Below are 24,163 nucleotides of genomic sequence, written 5' to 3'. Positions count from 1 at the left end.
GTTTTTTGAATACAACCTCTCGAAAACTGCGGTTCTAATTTCAATCAAAATTTATTTTGATTTCATTAATGCTCGAGAATACACTTATTTATTTATGTCTGTTCGAGTGCAGTCGAGAACTAATTAACGCTATGCAATCTTTTATTTCCGAAACTTTAGACGATATTTTAAAAACAACCACTTCTTTTGAGAATGTGCTATTTGTACTGCCTTCTCAAAGAGCAAAAGTATTTGTAAAACAGACGTTAAAAGAAAAAATATCAGTCGGTTTTTTGCCAGAAATACAGAATATAGAACAATTTGTGCAACAAGTTTCTGGAATCGAAAAAGCAGATAGTATTCAATTATTATTTCACTTTTATACCATTTATAAAAATATTGAGGAAAACCCAGATTCGTTTGATGTTTTTTCTTCTTGGGCATTTACAGTTTTACAAGATTTTAATGAACTCGACCAACATTTAATAGATACAAAAGAGATTTTTATTTATTTAAGAGACATTCAGCGATTAAAAAAATGGTCGGTTACAGGAACCTTTAAAGAAACAGAATTGGTAAAAGACCATTATGCTTTCTTAGAAAGATTGCATAAGTATTATCCTGTTTTTTATGCTTTTTTATTGGAGAAAAAAATTGGATATCAGGGAATCATGTACAGAGAAGCTTCAAAAAATATTTCTGCTTTTTTAGAGAAAAATTCTCATAAAAAAATAGTTTTTATTGGTTTTAATGCGCTAAATAAAGCTGAAGAATTTTTATTTCAAAGAGTATTAGAAAATGGAAATTCAGAGATTTATTGGGATTTGGACGAGGCATTTTTCAAAACCAATCATCAAGCTGGAACTTTTATTAGAAAGTATAAGAAAGAGTGGAAATATTACGAAAAGCACGATTTAAAAACCCTTGGAAGCTCATTTTCCGAACCGAAAAACATACAAGTTATTGGTGCTTCTAAAAACACAACACAAATAAAATATGCTGGAGAAATTTTAGAGAAATTCGAGAATTTTAACAATACTGCTTTGGTAATGGCAGATGAAACGTTGTTGCCAATAACATTGAATTCTCTGCCTAAAAACATAAATGCCATAAATATAACAATGGGTTATCCTTTGAAAGATATTCCAACAACGACATTAATTTTTTCGATATTTCAGCTTTTTACTTCACAAGAAAAATTGCAAAAAACAGCAACAAATGAGTTTTATTACAAAGACGTGGTTCGGTTTTTTAAAAATCAGGCGATTTATAAATTACTAATTGAAGAAAAAAATGCACTTGTAGATAATTTCTGTGATAGAATTGCGAAAGAAAATTTAACCTTCATTTCTAAAAATGAAATAGACCAATTATTAGAAAAAAGTAACGAAGAAACAAGAAAAGGAATCAGCACTATTTTTATGCCATTTTCTACAATTGCAGATTCTATTGAAGGAGTTTTAGGGCTTATTAATTTATTAAAAGAAGAAACAACAGATTTAGAAAAGGAATATTTATTCCGTTTTTATACGGTTTTTACGCAGTTGAAAAACTTGCATTTGGAATATAATTATTTCCAAGATTTAAAAACATTAGCGTTGTTTTTTAGACAATTAATAGCTTCAGAAACCTTATCTTTTCAAGGAGAACCGTTAAAAGGATTGCAATTAATGGGCATGTTAGAAACGCGTGTTTTAGATTTCGAAAACGTAATTTTAACTTCTACAAACGAAGGTGTTTTACCAGCAAGTTCGCAACAAAATTCGTTTATTCCTTTCGATGTAAAAGTGGCTTTTGGTTTGCCAACTTACAGAGAAAAAGATGCTATTTTTTCGTATCACTTTTTTAGATTGTTGCAAAGAGCAAAAAACATTTTTATTTTATATAATACAGAACACGACGTTTTTGGAAGTGGAGAAAAAAGCCGATTTGTTACGCAATTAGAAATGCTAAAGCCAAACATTATTCAGAAAATAGTTTCGCCAGAAGTGGTTTTAGATACGATTGATTTAAAGCAAATTAGTAAAAATAAATCTGTTTTCAAGCAATTGAAAATTTTGGCAGAAAAGGGTATTTCTCCATCTGCATTTACAAACTATTTGCACAACCCTATTTCGTTCTATAAACAGAAAATTTTAAAGTTAAAAGAGTTTGATGATGTTGAAGAAACAGTTGCTTTTAACACCCTAGGAACTGTTGTGCATGAAACTTTAGATGAATTATATACGCCTTTTGTAGGTAAATTTCTAAACAAAGAAGTTGTTTCAAAAATGGAGAAAGAAGCAAAAAGTTTGGTCGTAAAACATTTCAAAATTCATTTTAAAAATGGAGATATTTCAACAGGAAAAAACCGCTTAATTTTTGAAGTTGCAAATAGATTCGTTTCTAACTTTTTATCACATGAAAAAAAGTTGGTTTCAGATATTAATAATCAACTTAAAATATTGGCAACAGAGGAAAATTTAGCCACAGAAATTACCATTGATGGTATTGATTTTCCCATAAAGATTCATGGTCAAGTAGATCGAGTAGATGAGTTGAATGGCGAAATACGAATTATAGATTACAAAACAGGAATGGTAGATGCATCGAATTTGCGAGTTGTAAATTACGACGATTTACGAGAAGATAAATTCCACAAAGCCATTCAGGTTTTATTGTATGCGTTGTTATTTACAAGAAGTAAAAACTACGATTTTAAACAACCATTAACAGCAGGAATTTATTCTTTTAAAAACTTAAATAAAGGGTTTTTATCCGTTAATTTTTCATCGAATTATAGACAACCAGACACGTTAATAACCCAAGAAAAATTAGATGAATTTTTGGAAGAAATAAAAATTTATATTAAAGAAATTTACGACCCAGAAATAGATTTTATAGAACCTGCAGATTTGAAGTATTAGAAATTAATTTCTAAATAAGCAATTGTTTTGTATTTTTCTTTTTGAATGAATTCAGAAATAACTTCAAAGCGATTTTTAAGGATTTTAGCAATGTTTTTTGTGCTTGTATTTCCAGTTCTCAACCAAAGAATTTTTGGAGGATTTCCTTTTATATTTGCAATATCAGAGAAATCTGCATCAAATGTAACAATTACAAAATCATTTTCTTTTGCAAATTCCCATTTTTTAGAATCCGACGCATTTTCTAAATTTAAAACTCGAACTTGTTTAGAATTTGGGTAATAAGAATCGATTTGTTTTAGAATACGAAAAGAAATATTTTGGTCGAATAACAACTTCATTAAGCTACTCTTATGCTATTTTCTCTATTTGCAACAAAAGATAAACATGCATTAATACTTTCTTCTTTTAGCTCTGGAAAGTCTATTAAAATTTCTTTTTTAGACATACCATTTGCCAACCAATTTAAAACATCATAAACAGATATTCTTGTTCCAATAAGTATTGGTTTTCCAAATCTTTTATTAGGCTCAATTGCTATATATTTTTTATAATCAACCATCATTTTTTTCTTAAATATAGAGAATTTAAAACGAAACTCCTATTTCCCTTTCAAAATTAACAAAGGAACAGCAGTATAAAATTCTTCTTTTAAGATGGTACTTTTTTCCCATAATTTCTTAAAAAAGCCTCTTTTACGTCTAAAAACACATAATAAGTCAGGATTATGGGTTTTACTATGCTCTAAAACAGCCTGAAATGTAGTTGCATTTTCAGTAACTGTTAATGTAGATTTTAGTTCTTCTAAACCTTTATTTAAAACCAAATCTTCTTCAGTATAATCAGGTGTTTTTACCAATAATAAATTTACTGTAGCGTTAAATTTCTTAGTAATAAACTGTAAAGGTTTTAAAGCGTGTTTTCTTTTTACAATTCCCGATTTAAAAGCCATTAAAATATTTTCTATCGGTTTAAAAACATAAGATTCTGGAACTACTAAAACAGATAAATCGGACATTTTTGCTAATTTTCCAGCAGTATTTCCTAAAAACAATTCTTCTTTAATAGAATTACTTTTTGAGCCAACAATTATTAAATCGACACCAATTTCGTTGTGCACGGCTTCTACACTATCAATTAAACTTCCTTGAGAAGCGATTAATTTAATGTTTACATTTTTCGTATTTACAGAAGCAACTAATGTGCGTAAATATAGGTTGGTTTCACGTTCTATAATCGAGTTTACATTAATCATTGTTCCTGCTTTCGATTTTGCATTGTATGCTCTAAAAACAAATACTTTTGCATCGATTTCAGATGCGAAATCAATAGCATACTGTAAAGTGTTTTGTGCGCTTACTGTAGATCCAATAGGTACTAAAATGTGTTTCATAGTGGTAAAATTTTAACTATGCAAAGTTAGTTAAATTTCAGAGAATCCATTCTATTTCTATTTTTTAGATATGTACATTTGCAAAAAATATTTTTTTTTTGAACACAAATATTAGTTTTAAGAATATTAATAAATTGGCAATTCCTGCCTTAATTGCTGGTATTGCAGAGCCTGTGTTATCTATTACAGATACTGCAATTATTGGTAATATAGATATAAATGCCACAGAAAGTTTGGCAGCTGTTGGTATTGTTGGAGCATTTATTTCGATGCTGGTTTGGGTTTTCGGACAAGTTAGAAGTGCCATTTCTTCGATAATTTCGCAATATGTTGGTGCTAATAAATTAGATGAAGTTAAAAATTTACCAGCACAAGCCATTACAATTGTAGTTTTAGGAAGCTTATTGGTTTTAGCGATTTCTTTTCCGTTTTCTAGAAAAATTTTTGCATTTTATAATGCATCAGGAGAAATTTTAGAGTATTGTATTACCTATTTTAATATTAGAATTTTTGGTTTTCCCTTTTCATTGTTTGTATTTGCTATTTTCGGAACATTTAGAGGTTTACAAAACACTTTTTATCCGATGATAATTGCCATTATTGGAGCTTCGTTAAACATTGTTTTAGATATTATTTTGGTTTATGGAATCGAAGGCTATATTCCTGCAATGGACATAAAAGGAGCTGCGTATGCAAGTGTAATTGCCCAAATTACTATGGCAATAATTTCTGTAGTTTTATTATTGAAAAAGACAAAAATATCTTTAAAAATTTCGTTTCCTTTTCATCCAGAAATAAAACGATTGTTAGGAATGATGGGAAATCTTTTTATAAGAACCATCGCTTTAAATACGGCTTTGTATTTTGCAACTTCTTATGCCACAAGTTATGGGAAAGAATACATTGCAGCATACACAATTGGTTTAAATTTATGGCTTTTAGGTGCTTTTAGTATCGATGGTTATTCGAGTGCTGGAAATATATTATCAGGAAAACTATTAGGCGCAAAAGATTACAAAACATTATTAAAATTAAGTAATAAATTAATTTTCTACGGTTTTTTAACTGGTGTTGTTATGGCATTTATTGGATTTGTTTTTTATGAACCAATTGGTAGAATTTTTACAAAAGACAATTTAGTTTTAGATCAATTTTATATGACTTTTTGGTTAATTTTAGCCATGCAACCCATTTGTGGAATTACCTATATTTTAGATGGAATGTTTAAAGGAATGGGAGAAATGAAGTTTTTAAGAAACCTTTTAATAGCATCTACAGGACTGGTTTTTATTCCTTCTTTGCTGTTTTTCGATTCTTTAGATTTAAAATTATATGCAATTTGGATTACTTTCGTTTTATGGATGATTATTAGAGGGCTTCCTATATTTATTAAATTTAGAAATAAGTTTTTACCATTGGCGGAAAAGTGATTTTATTTTGAGATAGATTTCACAGGTTTTTACAGAGAATGTTTGCAGACTTTATGATTTTTTTTTTTGACAGTTTGTTCTCTTGATTTGAAAAGAAATTAGAAAAGCGATTTGAATAATTAAAACTACAAGAGTGAAATTTCTCTGTGTAACTTTGCGACTTCTTTGTATAACTTTTTGTTATAATTAATTCCCTAATAATTTTGATTATTTTAGATAAAAATAAAAATTATTTAATCTTCTCTATATTCTAAAATATCTGCAGGTTGGCAGTCCAAAGCATCGCAAATTGCTTCTAAAGTAGAGAAATGAATTGCTTTTGCTTTGCCAGATTTTAAAATGGATAAATTAGCGGTTGTAATGCCGATAATTTCTTCCAAATCTTTGCTTTTCATTTTGCGTATGGCAAGCATTACATCTAAATTTACTACGATTGCCATATTTATATTGTTAAATCGTTTTCTTGTTTTAGGTTTCTTGCATTTGTAAATATTTTACTAAACAGAATAAAAAACAATCCTGTGATGATTAAAAAAACACATTTCAAATCAAAAGCAGCAATTATAATATTAAATATTGTAATAAAGATGTTAATTGGTTTATATAAATTGAAGAAATTAACTGAATTAAAATTGTTGGAAGCCCAATTATCAAAAAAAAAATCAGCACTAAAAAGTACTGATTTTCTTTAAATTTATAAGATAAATGCCTTAATCCCTAGACATAAAAATCGATAATACATACCAGAAAAGTAACATTAAAGAAGCGAATAAACCTAAGGCTGCAGGAATGTAATCTTCTGTACCAAACTTGTTTACCAAGTTAGAGGTTTGGTATAAAATAGCTCCACCAGCCAAAACACACATACCCACTGAGAACCACAAACCTAAATTAAAACCGAATAAAGAGCCAGCAATAATTAATCCAATTGCAATAAAGAAACCAATTGTTAACCCAGATTTTATAAAAGAAAAATCTTTTTTTGTAATAAAAACAATAGAAGAAATTCCCACAAATAAAGCCAAAGTAACAATAGTTGCTTGTTGCAATAAATCGTAACTTTCTGTATAAATAATTGCCATATATAAAAGTGGTACAAAAATAATAGCTTCAGCAAAAATGTAAATTGCATAGGCTAAATATTGTTTATTTTTATCAGCAGTTTTTAAGGCAGTACTTTCTGCATAATTGGTTATAAACATAAAACCACCTAGCATTACTAACCATTTCCAACCCTGTGTCATCGAAAGCATAAACTCTACAAGAGTATTGCTTTGCAGTAAAAGATATTCGAAAAGTATAAATAATAAGATGCCACCACCAACATGTGCGTATGTTTTTTTATAAAATTCTACACGAACTTTATCTGTTGCTTGTGTTAAAAGTAATTTGTTTTCAAAATTTTCAAAAGCATTTTCCATAATTTAAAATTTAAATATTATTTTGTTATAATTTTTTAATCACGTTTGTTACAATTCCCCAAATTATAAAATCGTTTTCTTCTGTAATTTTTATAATGGGATAATCTGGGTTTTCTGGTTGCAACCAAACTTCATTATTTTGAACTCTTAGTCGTTTTACAGTAAATTCTCCATCGACATAACAAACTGCAATTTTTTTATCTTCTGGCTGTAAACTTCTGTCAATAACTAATAAATCGTTGTTATTTAGCCCAGCATTAATCATCGATTGACCTTTTACTTTCGCAAAAAAAGTACTGTTTTTATTTTTAATTAACTCTTCATCTAAAGAAACCTTTTCTTGCTCAAAATCTCCTGAAGGAATAGGAAAACCTGCAGAAATACCAGTATCTATTAATAGAGCACCATCGATTGTAGATGGTTTTGGATTGAAAAAAATAAGATTTTTAGATGTTTCCATTTGCTTGTAAAATTATAACTTTTCTTTAAATTTTACAGAATTTATTTTAAAATAAGTTTTCGAAAAATAATTCTAAAATATTGTCTTACAGTTATTACAAATGTGTCTTATTTTTTCGAAAAATGGGAATAACATATAAAATACATTCTTTTTTTGAATCGATGCAATTAATATTCTGTTAGAATTACAATTGGAGCAAAAAATATCGTTTCCATTTTTCAATGTAAATTGAGTATGACCTTTACTAGACAAAGGGTTGGTATAAAAATTATCAAAGCAAGAATTTTTAGGAGCTAAGGGAGGTGATAATGGAGAGTAGTTTTTGTTTAAGTCAGTTGGATTAATGATTTGATTACCACCACTAATATTTAAGCTACTATAAGTTGGTACAAAGTTAAATTGTCTTTGTTGTATATATTCATGAAGTTCATTTGGTAGTTCTGCAAAGTTTTCAATATCATAAACTCCACCATTAGCGTTATCTATAGCTAACATAGTTGAATTGGAATTTAAGCGTTTTTCATCAATTAACTTTTTCCGCCTTTGCAATTTTAATTTGTAATGACTTTTTTATTTAAGTATCTTGTCGTTCTTAAAAAGAACTCAAGATGAAATCAATATTTTTTACAATTCTAATCGTTTTCGGAATGCTTTTTGTTGCTTGTAAGAAAGAAAATCCATTAAAAAAATATATGGCAAAGAGTTGGCAAACAACGTATTTAAAATTAGAAATGCCAACCTATCAAAAATCAGATTCTTTAGAAATATACGAAGATAAGTTTGATGATGATCCAGAAATTTTAGCACAATCTAAATACAATTTAGATGGAACATTTTCTGCTTGGTTTATGAATAAAAAAGGAGAAAAAACTTCCAATTCTAATGGAAAATGGCGTGTAGAAAACGATTCTCTTTTTGTAGAATTTTTTTATATAGATCGAGAGATGAAAGTGAGTTATCATATTACAAAAACAAAAGAAGGTTTTCTTGCCAAAAGTAAATACGATTGGGATAAAGATGGCGATTTCGACGATCTTTTAACAATGAAAACAAAACAAATAAAAGAATAATAATTTGAAAATATTCAAAAATGTTTCCTTAAGGATTCGTATTTTTTTATCGATGATTTTATTGGTGTTATTAGCATCAATTTTAATATTGGTTGTTACTATCTATCAATATGACGAGCAAACGAAAGACTATAACATTCAGCGTTTCGAAAGAAAAGAAGCCATTGCAAAACAAATTATAGATTTAGAACTTACCAATAAAACAACCTATGCTGTAAATACAGAAAATTTAGATAAAATTTTTAAAGAACGTATTTACGAAATTTCTTCAATAAATAAGTTGAACATTGCCATTTACGATTTGAATGGAAATTTGTTAAAATCTTCAATAGCAAGTGCTTTCGAAAAGATAGATGTAATGCCACTTTCTGAAGAAATAATTAAAGAATTGGCGCAAAACTCTAACCATAGAATTTTAAAAAATTTAGAAGTAGAAGATAAGAGTTATCAAACTTCGTATTCTTATATAAGCGATGCTAAATACAAAAGAATAGGTATTTTAGAATTGCAGTTTACACAAGATAATTCCGAAATCGAACACGAACTTCGAGAGTTTATGTACAGGTTAAGTTTGGTATATATCTTAATGTTTTTAATTGCAATTGCCCTTGCGTTTTTTCTATCAAGTTACATTACACGTTCTATAAAAACGATTTCAGACAAGATGCAACAAACGCGTTTGAATGAGCAAAATGAGAAAATTATTTTAAATAAAGCAAGTTCAGAAATTGAGGTTTTAGTAGATGCATATAATAATATGATCGACCAATTAGAAGAAAGTGCTGTAAAATTAGCAAAAAGCGAAAGAGAACAAGCGTGGAGAGAAATGGCAAAACAAGTGGCACACGAAATTAAAAACCCGTTAACTCCAATGCGATTAACTGTGCAAAGTTTCGAGCGAAAGTTTAATGCTGAAGATCCAAAAATTAAGGAGAAATTAAAAGAGTATTCGCAAACTTTAATTCAGCAAATAGATGTAATGAGTTCTATTGCCTCTGCGTTTTCTGACTTTGCAAAAATGCCATCTCAGAAAAAAGAAAAAATAGAAGTAATTGATGTGGTAAAGTTAGCTTTGGATATTTTTAACGAAAAAGCGATTAAATACATTGCTAAAGAAGAGGAATTGTATGCTTTTTTAGACAAGACACAGTTGATTAGAATTGTAACAAACTTGGTAAAAAATGCTTTACAAGCAACAGAAAAGGAAGAAAATCCATTAGTTGAAGTAGAAGTTTTATCTGAAAACGAAAATGTAAAAATTATTGTTTCAGACAATGGAAAGGGAATTTCAGAAGAAGTAAAGGAATTAATATTCGAACCTAAATTTACGACCAAATCAAGTGGAATGGGCTTAGGTTTAGGGATTATAAAAAATATTATTGAAGTGTATGGAGGCTCTATTTCATTTACTTCTAAAGAAGGAGTTGGAACTACTTTTACAGTTATTTTACCAATGGAATAAAAAAAATTTGCAGTCTAAGTTATAGTTTACAAATAGCGTTTAAATAAAAATAATAACAAAATTATTTTTGTGAAATAAGAGCCTATAAAAATTAAATGTTATCCACGAAATTTCGGAAGAGCTAGTCTAAGTAAAGTCTTAAATATAATTTTTAAAACATAATAAATATGAATTACGAAAATCTATTAGTTTCAAAAAGCAATGGTATCGCACAAATAACCATTAATCGCCCTAAGAAATTAAACGCTTTAAATAAAGCAACCATACAAGAATTACATAAAGCTTTCGATACTTTAGAAAGCGATTTAAGTGTAGAAACAATTATTGTTACAGGAAGTGGAGATAAAGCTTTTGTTGCAGGTGCAGATATTGCAGAATTTGCTCATTTTTCAGTAGAAGAAGGCGCAAATTTAGCAAGAGCAGGACAAGAAATGTTGTTTAACTTTGTGGAAAATTTAGCAACTCCTGTTATAGCAGCTGTAAATGGTTTTGCTTTAGGTGGAGGTTTAGAGTTGGCAATGGCGTGTCATTTTAGAATTGCATCTAACAATGCAAAAATGGGGTTACCAGAAGTATCTTTAGGTGTAATTCCGGGTTATGGAGGTACACAACGTTTGCCACAATTGGTTGGTAAAGGAAAGGCAATGGAGTTAATTATGACAGCTGGAATGATTTCTGCAGAAGAAGCAAAAGAATGTGGTTTGGTGAATCATGTGGTTTCCCAAGAAGAATTATTACCATTGGCAGAAAAAATTGCCAGTAAAATTATGCGAAATTCTTCTGTAGCAATTGCAGCAGCGATTAAGGCTGTAAATGCGAATTTCGAAGATGGTGTAAATGGCTTTGATATAGAAATAGAAGAGTTTGGAAAATGCTTTGGAACCGAAGATTTCGAAGAAGGAACTACAGCTTTTTTAGAAAAAAGAAAGCCAAATTTCTCGGGGAATTAATTATATAAATGAAGCTTATTTTTAATAAAAAATTAGAAACACAAAAAAAAGCGAACTAATAAAGGTTCGCTTTTTCTAATCAAAATAAAAGAAATATTTTATTTGATATTTTACTTTATTTTTTAAAGATTAAAGTCCTGTTCGTAAGATTTATTGTTTGTGTAAACAATTACTTTATAGTCTCCTCTTAATTTTTTAGAAACTCTATAAACTCTACTTAAAATTCTCTCTGTTTCTTTAATTGTTTCAGAATAAATAACTTCATTTTTATAAAAAATAGTTACTTGTAAAGGTTTTTTGTTGAAAGAAATTTTGGAAATTAAAACCAATTCGTTTTCAGTTCTTATTACTGGTTTAAATTCAGTTTCATTTTTTTTAGAAAAAAGAACAGTTCCATTTTCTACTTTAAAAGTCTTTTTAATAATTTCGAAATCTTTCTCTAACGCTGCAATGTAGTTTCCAGAAGCCAATGCAGAAAAGTCGAATGTTTTAGAGAATGTTCCTGCTTCTGTAATTTTAGATGTATATAAAGTAACACCATTTTCTTGTTTTATAGTAAGTGTGTTTCCTTTTTTAACAGCGTTAAATTCAACCTTTACTCTCTTGCCATTAATAGGGTTAATAGATGTATTGTTTTCTTTTGCGTAACTTAATAATGTTCCGAATATTAATGCTACTACTAAGTATTTTTTAATTGTTTTCATTTTTCTTTTTTTGTTTGTTATAATTAACACTGCAAATTTATGGCAGATTCAAGTGTCTGAAAACATCAAAATTGACAAGTATCTATGCTAAATTATCACAGATACTATTGTTAAATTAATGTAAAGTTAATATAGCATACAATAAAGGTAATTTTATATATTTTATTACTTTTTAGAGTTGTAATTTTGCTTTTCGAAAAAGAAGATTATGAAAACAAAACCAACATTAGAGAAAATTGTACCAAGTTTTGGAAGTTCTTTATTGGTTAAAAAACACGTACAGTTTTTAAAAACGAAAAAAGCGTTCTGGCATTTTCATCCAGAAATAGAATTGGTTTACGTGAATAAAGGAAAAGGGAAAAGACATATTGGAAACCATATTAGCTATTTTAACAATAGTCAATTAGTTTTAATAGGTTCTAATTTGCCACATTTAGGGTATATGGATCGTTTAACAACAAATGGTTCCGAAACTTTAATACAGTTTAAACCCGAATTTTTAGGCGATAATTTCTTTAAAATTCCAGAAATGCTTTCCATCGATCAACTTTTCGAGCGTGCTAAAAAAGGAATTCGTTTTAATATTGAAATTAAAAAAAGAATAGGAGCCAAAATTGAAGAGTTAGTAGATTTAGAAGGTGCAGATAGAATTATATCGTTCTTAGATATTTTAAAAGAGTTGGCAACTACAAACGATTATACCATTTTAAATGCAGACGGATTTGCTTTTGAAACCCAACCACAAGATAGCGAAAAGATAGATTTGGTTTTTAAACACATAAACGAAAACTTTACAAGACACATTTCTTTAGATGAAGTTGCAGATGTGGTAAGTATGACAGTTCCTGCATTTTGTAGATTTTTTAAAAAAACAACCACAAAAACATTTACAAAATTGGTAAATGAATATCGAGTTGTGCATGCAACAAAATTATTATCGGAAAGTAATATGAGTATTGCAGATGTTTCTTACGAATGTGGTTTTAACAATTTTTCTCACTTTAATAAATTGTTTAAAGAATTTACGGGAAAATCTGCATCGAAATACAGAAGCGAAATGTTAAATCTTGTTCAATAAGAAAAATTTACGAAAAATATCATAAAACAATTTTTAAGGAGTTTTAAAGGTACTTTTAGTAGGTGTCTTAAGAATTACTATAAGAAAAAAAGAAACGTCTTTAAACAATAACTTAAAAAGATATTTTTTATAGTTTAAATTTATAATTATTTTTTATTTATCAAAAATATTTATTTAACACCATTCCACTCATTATAGAATTGTTCTAAATATTTTTCCATAAATTTATGTCTTTCTATGGCGATTCGTTTTCCAGTTTCTGTGTTCATTTGATCTTTTAACAATAACAATTTTTCATAAAAATGATTAATTGTTGGGGCAGAAGAACTTTTGTATTCCTCTTTGGTCATGTTTAAATTTGGTGCAATTTCTGGGTCGTATAAAACGTTGTTTTTAAAACCACCATAATTAAAGCAACGAGCAATTCCAATCGCACCAATTGCATCTAACCTATCTGCATCTTGTACAATTTCTAACTCTTTAGAAGTAAATTTCTTGTTATTTACTTGTGTTGAACTTGTTTCAGTATCAAAGGAATTTTTAAAAGAAATATGCTTTATAATATTTACTACATGCATGCCAATATCTTTCGGAATTTTCTCAGAAATTAAAAAATCACGTGCTTTTTTAGGTCCTATAGCTTCATCTCCATTATTAAATTTTGGATCTGCAATATCATGTAATAAAGCCGCTAAAGAAATCACAAAAACATTGGCTTTTTCTTCTCTAGAAATTAGAATTGCGTTGTTAAAAACACGTTTAATATGAAACCAATCATGGCCACCTTCAGCATTTTTTAATGCTTCTTTTACAAATGCAATTGTGTTGGAAATTACTTTTTCTTTGTTCATTATTTAGTTCTGTCAGCCAATTCTTTTTTTAGTTTTTTTAATTCAAAAAGCATTATAATTTCCATTGGGATAAAAAATAGAGGTAAAAAAGTTTGAAAAGAAATTCCATTTTTTATAGAAGAAAAAATAGCAAAAGCAATCATTAATAAAATAATAAACCCATGAATTATTGCCATCTTTTTTTGGGTTTTAATTTTCTTTTTTAACTCTTCAGTTGTGTTGGTAGAATGTAAAGAAGCCATTTGTTTGGTTTTTGTGTAAAAGTAAAAAATCCACTCTATATAGAATGGATTTTAAAAGTTATCTTTTTGAAAAAACAGAAATTAATTATAGATTTAAAAACCTGTTTACAATTCTTAAAATTTTCAAAAAAAGAAAAAGCTTCTTAAAGTCTTTCTCTAAGGGAAGTATTTAAGATGAGATTAGCAAAACTCTTCGTAAGCCTGTGCTAAATTCTGTGCAATCATCTGTGCAGAACGACCTTCTATATGATGTCTTTCTAACATGTGTACCAAGTTTCCATCTTTAAACAACGCCATTGCTGGAGAAGAAGGAGGAAAAGGAATCATAAACTCACGTGCTTTTTGCGTAGATTCTTTCTCTACACCAGCAAAAACAGTAGTTAAATTGTCTGGTGTTTTCTCTGCTCCTAAAGAAGCAATTGCTCCTGGTCTTGCAGTTCCTGCTGCACAACCACAAACAGAGTTTACAACCACTAAAGTTGTTCCTTTTTTTGCCATTACTTCTTCTACGTCTTCACTTGTATATAATGCTTTAAAACCTGCATTAATTAACTCGTCGCGCATTGGTTTTACTAATTCTTCTGGATACATAATTTTTAATTTAATTCTCTGCAAAGATACTTAATATTTTCTTTTTTTGGGGCATGCCCATTTTTAAAAATACTATTCTGTTATCACTACATTCTATTTTAAAAAATCGTCAGGTTGGAGTTTATTTTAAGCTTAGTCGAAAGACACTCGCTTTTTTATGCTGAATTTATTTCAGTACCTTTTAATTCAAGTTAAACCTCTTAATTAAAGAACATATATCGTATCGAGTTAAGCATAAAAAGAGCTCAAACAAATATCTCTATCCTTCACGCAAAATTTTCTCTTGCATTAAAATAGAGATAAATTTTCAAAGTCGCAAAGTTTTAAAACACGATAAACAGAAGATTTGAAAAACGAAACTTTAAAAGGAACTTTGTAACTTTGCTCCTTAATATAAAGAAAAAGAATAAAATATGGCAAATTTTACAAAATGGTTGGGTGCAGGATTAGGCTTTACTTTAGGAGGGCCAATAGGTGCAGCTATAGGTTTTGCAATAGGTAGTTTTGTAGATGGTTTTTCGGAGAAAGATTTACTTTTAGAACAAGGAGAATATCAGCAAAAACAAAAAAGAAATACGACTGTAAATACACAATCTGGCGATTTTGAAATAAGTTTGCTTGTTTTGGCATCAATAGTTATAAAGTCGGATGGAAAAGTAGACAAACGAGAATTAGAGTTTGTAAGATCTCAGTTTTTAAGTATGTATGGTAAAGAAAGAGCCAACAATGCATTTAAATTATTTAAAGGAATAGTAAAAAAAGAGATTTCTGCAAGACAAGTTTGTATTCAAATTAGAGAACACATGTCTCATGCTTCTCGTTTACAATTGTTACATTTCTTGTTTGGAATTGCAAAAGCAGACGAGTTTGTCACCGAAAAAGAAGTTAATGAAATTAATAAAATTGCCAACTATTTATATATTAATTCAAGAGATTTTGAGTCTATAAAAGCCATGTTTTACGATGCTTCAGATAATGCATATAAAATCTTGGAAATTACAAAGTCTGCCACAGACAACGAATTAAAATCTGCCTACAGAAAAATGGTGAAAAAGTACCATCCAGATAAATTACAAGATTTAGGTAAAGAACATTTACAAGGAGCTAAAGAAAAGTTTCAAAGCATACAACTAGCATACGAAAAGATTAAAAAAGAGAGAGGTTTGTAGAAGTAATAATTGCTTTTTAACATAAAATTAATATTTTTTGTTTAATTTTGTGTTATATATAATGTATGTACTATGAGTGCTCAGATACGCATAAGTAATATTAATTTTTTATTAGTATTAATTCTATCTTTCTTTAGTTTAAAGTCTCATGGGCAAGCCTCATGTAAAAATGCAGCAGATTATACAACAGTGTGTATTGGTACAAACCAAACATTTGCAGCGAGTACAACAGGTGTAAATGCTAGCACAACAAATCCTGGAAATAATTATGGTTGTTTAAGGAGTTCTCCCAATCCTGCATGGTTTTATTTTAAAGCATCTTCTAATGGTTCTTTAAAAATTAATCAATCTAACTCTGCAAATCGCGATGTGGATGGTGCTTTGTGGGGACCTTTTGATTCTTTAGCAGACATGACAGCTTCTTGTAATGCTTTTGGAGTACCCTTAGCATGCGATTATGCTTCTGCATCAACATTTTCTTTTAATATAACTGCTCAAAAAGATAAATATTATGCATTATTAGTTGCAAATTATTCTGGTAGAGCTACAAATATTACACTTTCTGATGGAGGAAGTACAGCAACAACAGATTGTAGTCCGGATATTGTAGTTGAAAAAAAAGTAAACAATACCACACCTGAAGAGAATGATACAGTAAATTGGACAGTTTCTGTCGAAAATAAAGGAGTAACAAATGCTACCAACGTTAAGTTAACAGATTTGTTACCAGCTGGAGTAAGTTATGTTTCTCATACTGTAAATGGAACCTACGTACCAAGTTCTGGTCTATGGACAATTGGAAGTTTGTCTGTTGGACAAGTAAAAACTTTAAATATAGTTAGTACTGTAGATTCAGGTACACAAGGTAAGTCAATAATAAACCAAGTAAAAGATGTGTTATTAGATCAAGTGGAATCTAATTCTTTTCCAGATAATTTAACAGCAACTATAAATGTAGAAACTAATTTTGCAGATTTAAGCATTAAAAAAACAATAGGTAAAGCGATTGTTAAAAAAGGAGATCAAGTTGTTTTTACGCTGTTGTTAAAAAATAATGGACCAAGAATTGCTAGTAATATAAAGGTAAAGGACGTATTACCATCTGGACTAACATATAATCCTTCAGGTTCTATTATTCCTGCAGGAACAACTTACAATCAAATAACTGGCATTTGGGATTTATTAACAACTACTTTAGCGGTTGGCGGTTCCATTGAGCTTAAGATAGCAGTAAAAGTTATAAATACGGGTGCTATTATTACAAATGCTTCAGAAGTAATTAATCTTTCGGAAACAGATCCAGATTCTGTTCCAAATAATGGTAATTAGTTTTTAAAATATTAATAACTCAATATTTTAGGTAAAATGTTAAAGTATAAGTTAGTGCACTTTGCTTAATTTTGTAAGGGTTTCTCTAAAAAATCTTGTTTTATGTATGTATTGAATTGTAAACTGTTTACTTTTCTTAAAATAATATTATTTTTAAGTGTTTGGTTGTTTGGTGTTCGATCTTATGCACAATTAGATAATGAACATTATTTACCACCTTTAAAACAAGTAGCTAATAAACAAAGTATTGTGCAGCAGGCAGTATATTTTTCTACGCCAGAGACGACTCCTTTTTCAATTGAAATATATAGAGGTACAAGTACAACTCCTATAAGAACAATAACGGGTTTATCGAAAGGAAATGCTAAGGTTTTCGATAATACGAATGGTTTAGGAAATGGAGATAATAATATTACTTTAGTAACAAATGCAAATACTGGTAAAGTTTTAGCAAATGCTGGGTTAAGAATTGTTTCATCAAATGGTAAGAAATTTTATGTAAACTACAGGGGTAGGTCTAAGTCGCAAGCAGGTTCTTTAACCTCTAAAGGAGCCAAAGCAAAAGGAACCGAATTTAGATGGGGTGGTATTCCAAACAGAGCAAAAAATGCAAATTTAACAACCAGTTTAGGAATGATGGCAACAGAAAATGGAACTGTTGTTACAGTTTCTGGTTACGACCCAAATTGTAAGTTTAGAAAAGGAAATGCAAGGGGAGGAATCACTGCAGACACACAAACGATTACATTAAATAAAGGACAATCTTTTGTCTTAGAAGCTGCAAAAAACGAAACTACGGCTAATATAGATGGTTGGTTAGGCTCAAAAATTCAATCTACAAAACCTATAGTAATAAGTAATGGAGGTTTAAACGTTGGGGTAAGGTCTACAAGTCAGGCAAGAGATGTTGGTATAGATCAACCTGTTGACGTTTCTTCTTTAGGAAGGGAATATGTTTTTGTAAGAGGTTTAGGGGCTAACGAAACAGAGTTTCCAATAATTGTAGCAACCCAAAATAATACAGAAGTATATGCTGGTGGAACTTTAATAGGGACCATTAACGATGGAGATTATTTAGAGGTTCCAGGAAGTTATTATTCTTCGAACTCTGCAGGTGCAAGTATGTTTGTAACCACTTCAAGAGAGGTATATGCATATCAATGTTTACAGGGTGCTACAAATAAAATACAAACTATTGGTATGAATTTTATAGCACCTGTAAATTGCTTGTTACCTAATTTAATGGACGAAATTTCTGATATAGATAAAATTGCTGGCGCAAATTCAAATATATCTGCAATTACAATTATAGCCTCGTCTTTAACTGCAAATTCGAATATTGTTGTAAGAGAAAATGGTGTTAGAGTGGCTTTGCCAGCACCAACAATTCCTGCAGGAACTTCCGATTGGAAAACTTTCTATGTAACAGGTTTGGCTGGAGAAATAGACGTAACTTCTACAGGGCCAATTGCAGTTGGTACATTTATGAGTTTAGGTTCTAATGCTGGTTTGGCAGGTTATTTTTCTGGTTTTGATACAGTGCCAGTAGTTGGAGTACAAATTACGGGTGGAGGTTGTTATCCAGCTGGAGATTTGGAGGAAACTACAAAGAGTTTTGACGCATATCAATGGTATAGAAACAATGTTTTAATTCCAGGAGCAACATCATTTACTTATACACCAACAGGAATTGGGGAATATAACGTTATTGTAACAGAAGGTACTTGCTCTTATTCTTCTAAAATAGTATCTGTTTATAATTGTGACCCAGATATTGCTATTAAAAAAACGGCAGATAAATCAAATGTTACAGATGGAGATATTATCAATTTTACAGTTACAGTAGAGAGTTTTGGTTTACAGCCAGTAACAAATTTAGTAATTAAAGATATTTTTCCTACAGAGTTAGATTTAATTAGTGTAACTCCAAGTCAAGGAACTTGGAGTAGCCCAGACTGGACCATTGGAACTATGGAAGCAGGAGAGTTGTTTACATTAAAATTTGTTTCTAAAGTGCCAAAAAAACCTCAAGAAGGAACTTTTACTAATGTGGTTTCTAATACCCAAGATCAAACAGATTCTAACTTATCTACAGACGATTTAACAGAGAGTTTTACGATAACTGCTAAAAAAATAGATTTATCTATAGAGAAAAAAGTAGATAAACCTATTGTTAAAAAAGGAGATAATGTAACTTTTACCATTTCAATAACCAATAAAGGGCCACAAGTTGCTACAGGTGTAGAAATAAAAGATTTATTACCATCTGGATTAACTTATGTGTCATTAGGTTCAATAATACCAACAAACACAACTTACAACGCAGTTACTGGTATTTGGAAGCTTACAAGAGATATACAAAATAACGAAACAATTACATTAACACTAAAAGCAAAAGTAACAGCTACAAATATTGTATTGAATACTACAGAAGTATTTAAAACGGAACAAAAAGATTTAGATTCAAACCCCAATTCTAAAAACTAATTTATAAACTCTTTTTTTTAAAAAAATAGTTTTTTTGTTAAAAAATGTTAAAAAAAACTTATATTCGTTTTTTAAAGTGTCTATTTAATTACTTATCTTTAGCAAACAAAACCTAATATTATAGAATCGTTTAAAGGTGGGGTATTATTTATTTTTTTTGACACTTATAAGACCGATTTTGGTTATTTGAGATGTTATAGTAACTATAAAATGGCACGATGGTTTTATTTGTGTGAAGTGCAAACACACTAAGTATATAATTCGAAAGCCTAACTATGCACGCGATTGTAACTTATGTTATAGAGAGCCCAACAGTAAATACCTTATTTTATAAGGTTAAGTTTGGAGTTCGTAAAGCATTTGCTATTGTTTTTGAGATGAGTGCTACAACAAAAAAAGTATCTCTTCGTCTCAAATGGCAAGACGTTTAAAAGTTACAAAAGAAATAACTTGGTTATTTATGTGTAAAGTATGTATGGCAATGAAAAGCAGTGAACTGAAGCCTATAATTGGCTATGTATTGAATTGATGAGTTCGTTTATGGAGGTAACGAATATTTGAAACAAGGAAGAAGTAACAATAGTAAAAACAAGAAAATAGTTGTCGCTATAGAAGTTGATAATAAACGAGGTGTTAAACGTGTTTTTTTAAACGAATAGATAATTACTCGTCAAAGGAACTAAGTAAAACTTTTGTTAGCTATGTTTCTACGAATACAAAATAATTACAGACAAATGGAAAGGCTTTTGCTGCTAAAAAAAGACTATTACATCACTCAAATAAAAAGTAATGTTTCAGTTTTTTTGAAATAAACACAATTACTCATCAATTAAAAGCTGGATTAAGAAGCAAATGCTCTTGGATGGCATTAAGGAGCTATTGAAAAGTATTTAGATGAGTATAGTTATCGTTTAAACGGGTCTATTCATAAACAAACTATTTTTGACAACCTAAATAAAAAGAATGATTAAAAACAAAAATATTAGTTATCAACAAATTAACAAATTAAAATAAGAACCTAAGTAGATACCTCTATATTTTTTTAACTTTAATACATTCAACAGTTCATTAGTAACAATTATCGAACAAGTTTGTTGTTTCAACGAATACTTATGCAATTAAGATTTTAAATTGAATTTAAGTATTAATTTTATCAGCCAATTTTAAAAAATAAGATTTTGAAAAAAAAAATACTTTTATCAATCACATATATACTTTTAATTTGTACATCTGTCTTTGCAGATGGTACTAAACAAGTGATGCCAGACCCTAATAATGGTGTGGCGATGTATATTACAGATGATGGAAGATATGGTCCATATTTAAATGCTCCAGCATCACAAAGATTACAATTTAGAATTTTAGATCACACAACAGAAAATTTATATTTTGGAATAAATCCTAGAGAAAGAGATGGTAATCCTTTAGTTTTAAGTAATAATTTATACTATGTAATAAAAAATGCTGCAGGAGCAACTGTAGCAGGACCAATAAAATTTAACACTACAGGTGCAGGTTACATAAGTACTTATAACCAAGCAGTTGCAGGGCCAAACATTGGGGGAGCTGTTCCTGCTGGTTACACGCCTTTGAGTTTTAACCCTACAGCAAACGGAGACTATTATATAGAAATGTATAAGAGTAATGATGCTGGTGTTACAAGAACCACAGATGGCGATAATATTGTTATTCCATACTTTGATTTTACAGTATCAGATACATCAAATAATAGAACAGAAGGTCGTATTTTTTCTCAAAAATGGGGGTTCATAACTTATGACCCTGCTACGTTTGTTCCTTCAATTAACTTTGATTTTAAAGGAAAATTTTTCGGTTATACAGATGATAAGATTGTTGTTACTGTAGAGTTTCAAGAAGGATTTAGACCTTTTGGTTATTTATTAGCAATGAATAAGTTTGGTATTGTAGATGATGATAATGATCCTACAAATGTGTGGACAACAACAAGAAAATCTATTTCTTACAATGGGGCTACAGGAAATACAATTCCAACATTATTAAACGGTTTCCCCGTTTTTATTACAGAACCAGATGCTGCTGCTTTTCCTATTGGTGTTCAAGTAATTCCCGTTTCTGTGGGTAAAATATTTGGCTGTCCTGGTAATTATTTAATTCCTGTAAAAATCCAAGAAGCAGGAGATGTAGACGTAACAATAGATTTAAATGGAGTTCCTGGGTATCAAAAAAATACGAAAGATGTTATAGTGCAAGCATTTAATCAGCCCAAAGGAAATATTGTAATTCCTTGGGATGGTTTAGATGGGCAAGGTAACCCTGTTTCTGGGAATACAACATCTGCAGCAAAATTAACAAGTTTAAGAGGAAGAACAAGTGTGCCAATGATAGATGCAGAATTAAATCCTAATGGACTGGTTATAAATTCTGTAAAGCCAGTTTTGCTAAATAGAAGAATGTATTGGGATGATTCAGGAGTTGTAGTAACACCTAACAATAATACAGTTGGAGGAGCAGATCAATCAAGACCAGAAGATGGTAAACTCGGTCCAACACATAAATGGAATGGAGATAACCCACCGATTAATAATACAGTAAACACACCAGCACCTTCAGGTTCTAAAGGGAGTACTACAAATTCTACAACAGATGATTTTGGTAATGAAAGAGTGTTAAATACTTGGTTTTATGGAGAAGAGGTTACTTCACCAAATGCTTCTGTAGTTTTGCCAGATTGCGATATAGATAATGATGGATATTCAGACAATGTAGATTTAGATGATGATAATGATGGTATTTTAGACACAGTAGAATTAGGTTCTTTCGACCCAAATGGAGATCATGATGGAGATACAATTCCAGATTACATAGATCCTCAATTCCCTGGCTTTGTAGATACAAATTCAGATGGTGTAGATGATCGTTTCGATTTAGATTTAGATGGTATTGTTAACCATTGGGATCTAGACTCAGATGGAGATGGAATACCAGATGCAGTAGAGGCGCAAGCAACAGTTGGTTATGAAACACCAAGTGTAAATGTAAATATAGAAGGAATACCAACAAATTTTATATTTGCTTCTGCACCAATAGATACAGATTTAGATGGTAATGCAGACTTTTTAGACACAGATTCAGATAATGACGGCTTGCTAGACACACAAGAAGCTGGAATTACATTAACCAATTTAGATGCAGATAATGATGGATTAGACAATGCTACAGATGTTACAACTGGTCCAACAGATGTAGATGGAAATATTGTACCCAATGCGCTTCCAGATGAAGACAACGATTTAGGAATTGACGGAGGAGATGTTAATTATAGAGATATATTTTTTAGTGATAACGATAGAGATGGCATTCCAAATGGTACAGATTTAGATGATGATAATGATGGTATTTTAGATAATGATGAAGGCTGTTTTATAAGTAATGTTGAAAATTTCGAAAACTCAACAACTTCAAATAGTGGTTATGATAATTATAGCGCAGCTTTTCCAACAGGAACAAGTCAAATTAGAAACTCTAGAGGTTCTGCAGGCTATTTTAAAAACCCTCCTTCACTTTTAGGGCAAATTACTGCATTAGAAGGAGTTGCTTTTATGGGGTTGCATAGTAATGGATCTTATTCACAAGAAGTTGTTAAGATAGATTTAGCACCAGGTGAAAAATTAATTCCTCAACTTGTCTATAATTTTTCATTTTTATCATATCAAATGAATTTAGGAAGAACTGCAGGAGGCGTATTTAAAAACCCTGGTCATATTGATATATATGGGATTAGAGTAGGAGTTGCAAACCCAACAAATGCACAACAATCAAATACAAATACAATTGCTTCACAAGCTGGAATAGATTTTTTAGGTAGATCTCTTAAAATTACAAACACTGATAGTTGGAAAAGATACACTATTTCATTTAAAGCAAACCATAATTACGATCGTATATTAATTGTGCCAACATCAGAATCTTTAGCAGGTACAGGAACAAGTACAGATACATATTTAGGTATAGATGATATAAAATACCCAGTTAAAGTAGATACAGATAATGATGGTATTTCAGATTGTTCAGACACAGATAGCGATAACGATGGTTGTGCAGATGCCATAGAAGCAGCAGGAAGCTTTCAGAACTCTAATTTAGTTAATCCAGGAACAGACGATAGCTTAGGAGATGTTGTAGAAACAAATACACAAAGTAGTAACTATGGTGTGCCAATTATTAATGGTAATTCAACACAACAAGCAAATACTGCAGGAGTTAAAGATAACACTGTAAAAGATGCCTGTTTGGTAGATTTAAGTGTATTAAAAACGGTAGACAAACCTATAAAAAAAGTTGGCGAAAAAATTGTTTTTACCATTACATTAAAAAATGAAGGAAATGCTGATGCTACAAACATAAAAGTAAAAGATTTGTTACCACCAGGCTTAACTTACAACCCTTCAACTTCTATTGCACCACCTAACACGACCTATACAGCCACAACTGGTATTTGGGATTTAAGCGCCTTAACAATTACAAAAAATCAAACAATTGAATTAAAAATTGGCGCAACAATAACAACAACAGGTACAATAATTACAAATAAAACAGAAGTTTTTTCTGTAACAGAGACAGACAAAGACTCAACCTCTAATAGCAACAACTAACAAGTAA

General features: G+C 29.9%; 22 protein-coding genes and 1 pseudogene. 12 read left to right on the top strand and 11 right to left on the bottom strand.

From position 1 onward, the window contains the following. Positions 1-131: 131 nt before the first annotated feature. Positions 132-2,885 carry a PD-(D/E)XK nuclease family protein gene (locus J3359_RS07875; protein WP_208080153.1) on the top strand — a complete coding sequence of 918 codons (2,754 nt, stop codon included), beginning with the start codon at positions 132-134 and terminating at the stop codon, positions 2,883-2,885. On the opposite strand, the gene J3359_RS07870 is transcribed toward J3359_RS07875, so the two are convergent. From J3359_RS07870 to J3359_RS07860, 3 genes are read right to left on the bottom strand one after another with little or no spacing between them, the layout of a single operon-like run. Beyond that, positions 2,882-3,226, bottom strand: a complete 345-nt coding sequence (locus J3359_RS07870) for a DUF5615 family PIN-like protein (protein ID WP_208080152.1) — start codon at positions 3,224-3,226, stop codon at positions 2,882-2,884. The genes J3359_RS07875 and J3359_RS07870 overlap by 4 nt on opposite strands. Beyond that, positions 3,226-3,450: a DUF433 domain-containing protein gene (locus J3359_RS07865; protein WP_243766004.1), complete on the bottom strand. Its 225-nt coding sequence runs from the start codon at positions 3,448-3,450 to the stop codon at positions 3,226-3,228. Before J3359_RS07865 ends, J3359_RS07870 begins: the two co-directional genes overlap by 1 nt. A gap of 36 nt (positions 3,451-3,486) precedes the next feature. Beyond that, positions 3,487-4,278 carry a universal stress protein gene (locus J3359_RS07860; RefSeq protein ID WP_208080151.1) on the bottom strand — a complete coding sequence of 264 codons (792 nt, stop codon included), beginning with the start codon at positions 4,276-4,278 and terminating at the stop codon, positions 3,487-3,489. 98 nt (positions 4,279-4,376) lie between these two features. Here J3359_RS07860 and J3359_RS07855 point away from each other — a divergent pair, with 98 nt between their 5' ends. Continuing rightward, positions 4,377-5,708 (top strand): MATE family efflux transporter, encoded by a 1,332-nt coding sequence (locus tag J3359_RS07855; RefSeq protein ID WP_208080150.1) that lies wholly within the window; start codon positions 4,377-4,379, stop codon positions 5,706-5,708. 233 nt (positions 5,709-5,941) lie between these two features. Here the strand turns inward: J3359_RS07855 and J3359_RS07850 are convergent, their stop codons facing one another. Beyond that, positions 5,942-6,148, bottom strand: a complete 207-nt coding sequence (locus J3359_RS07850; protein WP_208080149.1) for a helix-turn-helix domain-containing protein — start codon at positions 6,146-6,148, stop codon at positions 5,942-5,944. Positions 6,149-6,232: 84 nt separating this feature from the next. Between J3359_RS07850 and J3359_RS07845 the strand changes: the two genes are divergently transcribed. Then, positions 6,233-6,400, top strand: a complete 168-nt coding sequence (locus J3359_RS07845; RefSeq protein ID WP_208080148.1) for a hypothetical protein — start codon at positions 6,233-6,235, stop codon at positions 6,398-6,400. An 18-nt stretch (positions 6,401-6,418) separates the two neighbouring features. Here J3359_RS07845 and J3359_RS07840 read toward each other — a convergent pair whose 3' ends face one another. The 3 genes from J3359_RS07840 to J3359_RS07830 form a co-directional block, all read right to left on the bottom strand. Next, positions 6,419-7,129 (bottom strand): Bax inhibitor-1/YccA family protein, encoded by a 711-nt coding sequence (locus J3359_RS07840; protein WP_208080147.1) that lies wholly within the window; start codon positions 7,127-7,129, stop codon positions 6,419-6,421. A gap of 25 nt (positions 7,130-7,154) precedes the next feature. Further along, positions 7,155-7,589, bottom strand: a complete 435-nt coding sequence (locus J3359_RS07835) for a LexA family protein (protein WP_208080146.1) — start codon at positions 7,587-7,589, stop codon at positions 7,155-7,157. 72 nt (positions 7,590-7,661) lie between these two features. Next, positions 7,662-8,084: a hypothetical protein gene (locus J3359_RS07830; protein ID WP_208080145.1), complete on the bottom strand. Its 423-nt coding sequence runs from the start codon at positions 8,082-8,084 to the stop codon at positions 7,662-7,664. A 113-nt stretch (positions 8,085-8,197) separates the two neighbouring features. On the opposite strand from J3359_RS07830, the gene J3359_RS07825 reads away from it, so the two are divergent. From J3359_RS07825 to J3359_RS07815, 3 genes are all read left to right on the top strand, one after another. Next, a complete protein-coding gene (locus J3359_RS07825) occupies positions 8,198-8,659 on the top strand; it encodes a hypothetical protein (protein WP_208080144.1) in 462 nt (153 codons plus the stop codon). Positions 8,660-8,711: 52 nt separating this feature from the next. Continuing rightward, positions 8,712-10,121, top strand: coding sequence for a sensor histidine kinase (locus J3359_RS07820; RefSeq protein ID WP_208080438.1), 1,410 nt, complete (start codon positions 8,712-8,714; stop codon positions 10,119-10,121). A 167-nt stretch (positions 10,122-10,288) separates the two neighbouring features. Continuing rightward, positions 10,289-11,071, top strand: a complete 783-nt coding sequence (locus J3359_RS07815) for an enoyl-CoA hydratase/isomerase family protein (protein ID WP_208080143.1) — start codon at positions 10,289-10,291, stop codon at positions 11,069-11,071. A gap of 122 nt (positions 11,072-11,193) precedes the next feature. Here the strand turns inward: J3359_RS07815 and J3359_RS07810 are convergent, their stop codons facing one another. Continuing rightward, entirely contained in the window at positions 11,194-11,775 is a 582-nt protein-coding gene (locus J3359_RS07810; protein ID WP_208080142.1) for a T9SS type A sorting domain-containing protein, read from the bottom strand. Between the two features lie 208 nt (positions 11,776-11,983). Between J3359_RS07810 and J3359_RS07805 the strand changes: the two genes are divergently transcribed. Then, positions 11,984-12,853, top strand: coding sequence for an AraC family transcriptional regulator (locus J3359_RS07805; protein ID WP_208080141.1), 870 nt, complete (start codon positions 11,984-11,986; stop codon positions 12,851-12,853). A 170-nt stretch (positions 12,854-13,023) separates the two neighbouring features. Here J3359_RS07805 and J3359_RS07800 read toward each other — a convergent pair whose 3' ends face one another. The 3 genes from J3359_RS07800 to J3359_RS07790 form a co-directional block, all read right to left on the bottom strand. Further along, complete coding sequence (locus J3359_RS07800; RefSeq protein ID WP_208080140.1) at positions 13,024-13,704, bottom strand: HD domain-containing protein; 681 nt, start codon at positions 13,702-13,704, stop codon at positions 13,024-13,026. Continuing rightward, positions 13,704-13,946 carry a hypothetical protein gene (locus tag J3359_RS07795; RefSeq protein WP_208080139.1) on the bottom strand — a complete coding sequence of 81 codons (243 nt, stop codon included), beginning with the start codon at positions 13,944-13,946 and terminating at the stop codon, positions 13,704-13,706. Before J3359_RS07795 ends, J3359_RS07800 begins: the two co-directional genes overlap by 1 nt. A 180-nt stretch (positions 13,947-14,126) precedes the next feature. Beyond that, positions 14,127-14,537, bottom strand: a complete 411-nt coding sequence (locus J3359_RS07790) for a BrxA/BrxB family bacilliredoxin (protein ID WP_208080138.1) — start codon at positions 14,535-14,537, stop codon at positions 14,127-14,129. Between the two features lie 413 nt (positions 14,538-14,950). On the opposite strand from J3359_RS07790, the gene J3359_RS07785 reads away from it, so the two are divergent. From J3359_RS07785 to J3359_RS07765, 5 genes and pseudogenes are all read left to right on the top strand, one after another. Further along, a complete protein-coding gene (locus J3359_RS07785) occupies positions 14,951-15,706 on the top strand; it encodes a TerB family tellurite resistance protein (RefSeq protein ID WP_208080137.1) in 756 nt (251 codons plus the stop codon). Between the two features lie 72 nt (positions 15,707-15,778). Continuing rightward, a complete protein-coding gene (locus J3359_RS07780) occupies positions 15,779-17,035 on the top strand; it encodes a DUF11 domain-containing protein (protein WP_208080136.1) in 1,257 nt (418 codons plus the stop codon). A gap of 102 nt (positions 17,036-17,137) precedes the next feature. Beyond that, positions 17,138-19,522 (top strand): DUF11 domain-containing protein, encoded by a 2,385-nt coding sequence (locus J3359_RS07775; protein ID WP_208080135.1) that lies wholly within the window; start codon positions 17,138-17,140, stop codon positions 19,520-19,522. A 120-nt stretch (positions 19,523-19,642) separates the two neighbouring features. After that, positions 19,643-20,536, top strand: a pseudogene (locus J3359_RS07770) (IS1595 family transposase). Positions 20,537-20,700: 164 nt separating this feature from the next. Further along, entirely contained in the window at positions 20,701-24,156 is a 3,456-nt protein-coding gene (locus tag J3359_RS07765) for a DUF11 domain-containing protein (RefSeq protein ID WP_208080134.1), read from the top strand. The last annotated feature ends 7 nt before the right edge of the window (positions 24,157-24,163 follow it).

Source organism: Polaribacter cellanae, assembly GCF_017569185.1.
Lineage (GTDB): Bacteria > Bacteroidota > Bacteroidia > Flavobacteriales > Flavobacteriaceae > Polaribacter > Polaribacter cellanae.
This window is presented reverse-complemented; position numbering and strand designations above follow the sequence as displayed.

Coding starts and splice junctions, on each gene's coding strand:
- J3359_RS07875 (WP_208080153.1), top strand. CDS start 132: ATGCAATCTTTTATTTCCGAAACTTTAGACGATATTTTAAAAACAACC.
- J3359_RS07870 (WP_208080152.1), bottom strand. CDS start 3,226: ATGAAGTTGTTATTCGACCAAAATATTTCTTTTCGTATTCTAAAACAA.
- J3359_RS07865 (WP_243766004.1), bottom strand. CDS start 3,450: ATGATGGTTGATTATAAAAAATATATAGCAATTGAGCCTAATAAAAGA.
- J3359_RS07860 (WP_208080151.1), bottom strand. CDS start 4,278: ATGAAACACATTTTAGTACCTATTGGATCTACAGTAAGCGCACAAAAC.
- J3359_RS07850 (WP_208080149.1), bottom strand. CDS start 6,148: ATGGCAATCGTAGTAAATTTAGATGTAATGCTTGCCATACGCAAAATG.
- J3359_RS07845 (WP_208080148.1), top strand. CDS start 6,233: ATGATTAAAAAAACACATTTCAAATCAAAAGCAGCAATTATAATATTA.
- J3359_RS07840 (WP_208080147.1), bottom strand. CDS start 7,129: ATGGAAAATGCTTTTGAAAATTTTGAAAACAAATTACTTTTAACACAA.
- J3359_RS07835 (WP_208080146.1), bottom strand. CDS start 7,589: ATGGAAACATCTAAAAATCTTATTTTTTTCAATCCAAAACCATCTACA.
- J3359_RS07830 (WP_208080145.1), bottom strand. CDS start 8,084: ATGTTAGCTATAGATAACGCTAATGGTGGAGTTTATGATATTGAAAAC.
- J3359_RS07825 (WP_208080144.1), top strand. CDS start 8,198: ATGAAATCAATATTTTTTACAATTCTAATCGTTTTCGGAATGCTTTTT.
- J3359_RS07820 (WP_208080438.1), top strand. CDS start 8,712: ATGATTTTATTGGTGTTATTAGCATCAATTTTAATATTGGTTGTTACT.
- J3359_RS07815 (WP_208080143.1), top strand. CDS start 10,289: ATGAATTACGAAAATCTATTAGTTTCAAAAAGCAATGGTATCGCACAA.
- J3359_RS07810 (WP_208080142.1), bottom strand. CDS start 11,775: ATGAAAACAATTAAAAAATACTTAGTAGTAGCATTAATATTCGGAACA.
- J3359_RS07805 (WP_208080141.1), top strand. CDS start 11,984: ATGAAAACAAAACCAACATTAGAGAAAATTGTACCAAGTTTTGGAAGT.
- J3359_RS07800 (WP_208080140.1), bottom strand. CDS start 13,704: ATGAACAAAGAAAAAGTAATTTCCAACACAATTGCATTTGTAAAAGAA.
- J3359_RS07795 (WP_208080139.1), bottom strand. CDS start 13,946: ATGGCTTCTTTACATTCTACCAACACAACTGAAGAGTTAAAAAAGAAA.
- J3359_RS07790 (WP_208080138.1), bottom strand. CDS start 14,537: ATGTATCCAGAAGAATTAGTAAAACCAATGCGCGACGAGTTAATTAAT.
- J3359_RS07785 (WP_208080137.1), top strand. CDS start 14,951: ATGGCAAATTTTACAAAATGGTTGGGTGCAGGATTAGGCTTTACTTTA.
- J3359_RS07780 (WP_208080136.1), top strand. CDS start 15,779: ATGAGTGCTCAGATACGCATAAGTAATATTAATTTTTTATTAGTATTA.
- J3359_RS07775 (WP_208080135.1), top strand. CDS start 17,138: ATGTATGTATTGAATTGTAAACTGTTTACTTTTCTTAAAATAATATTA.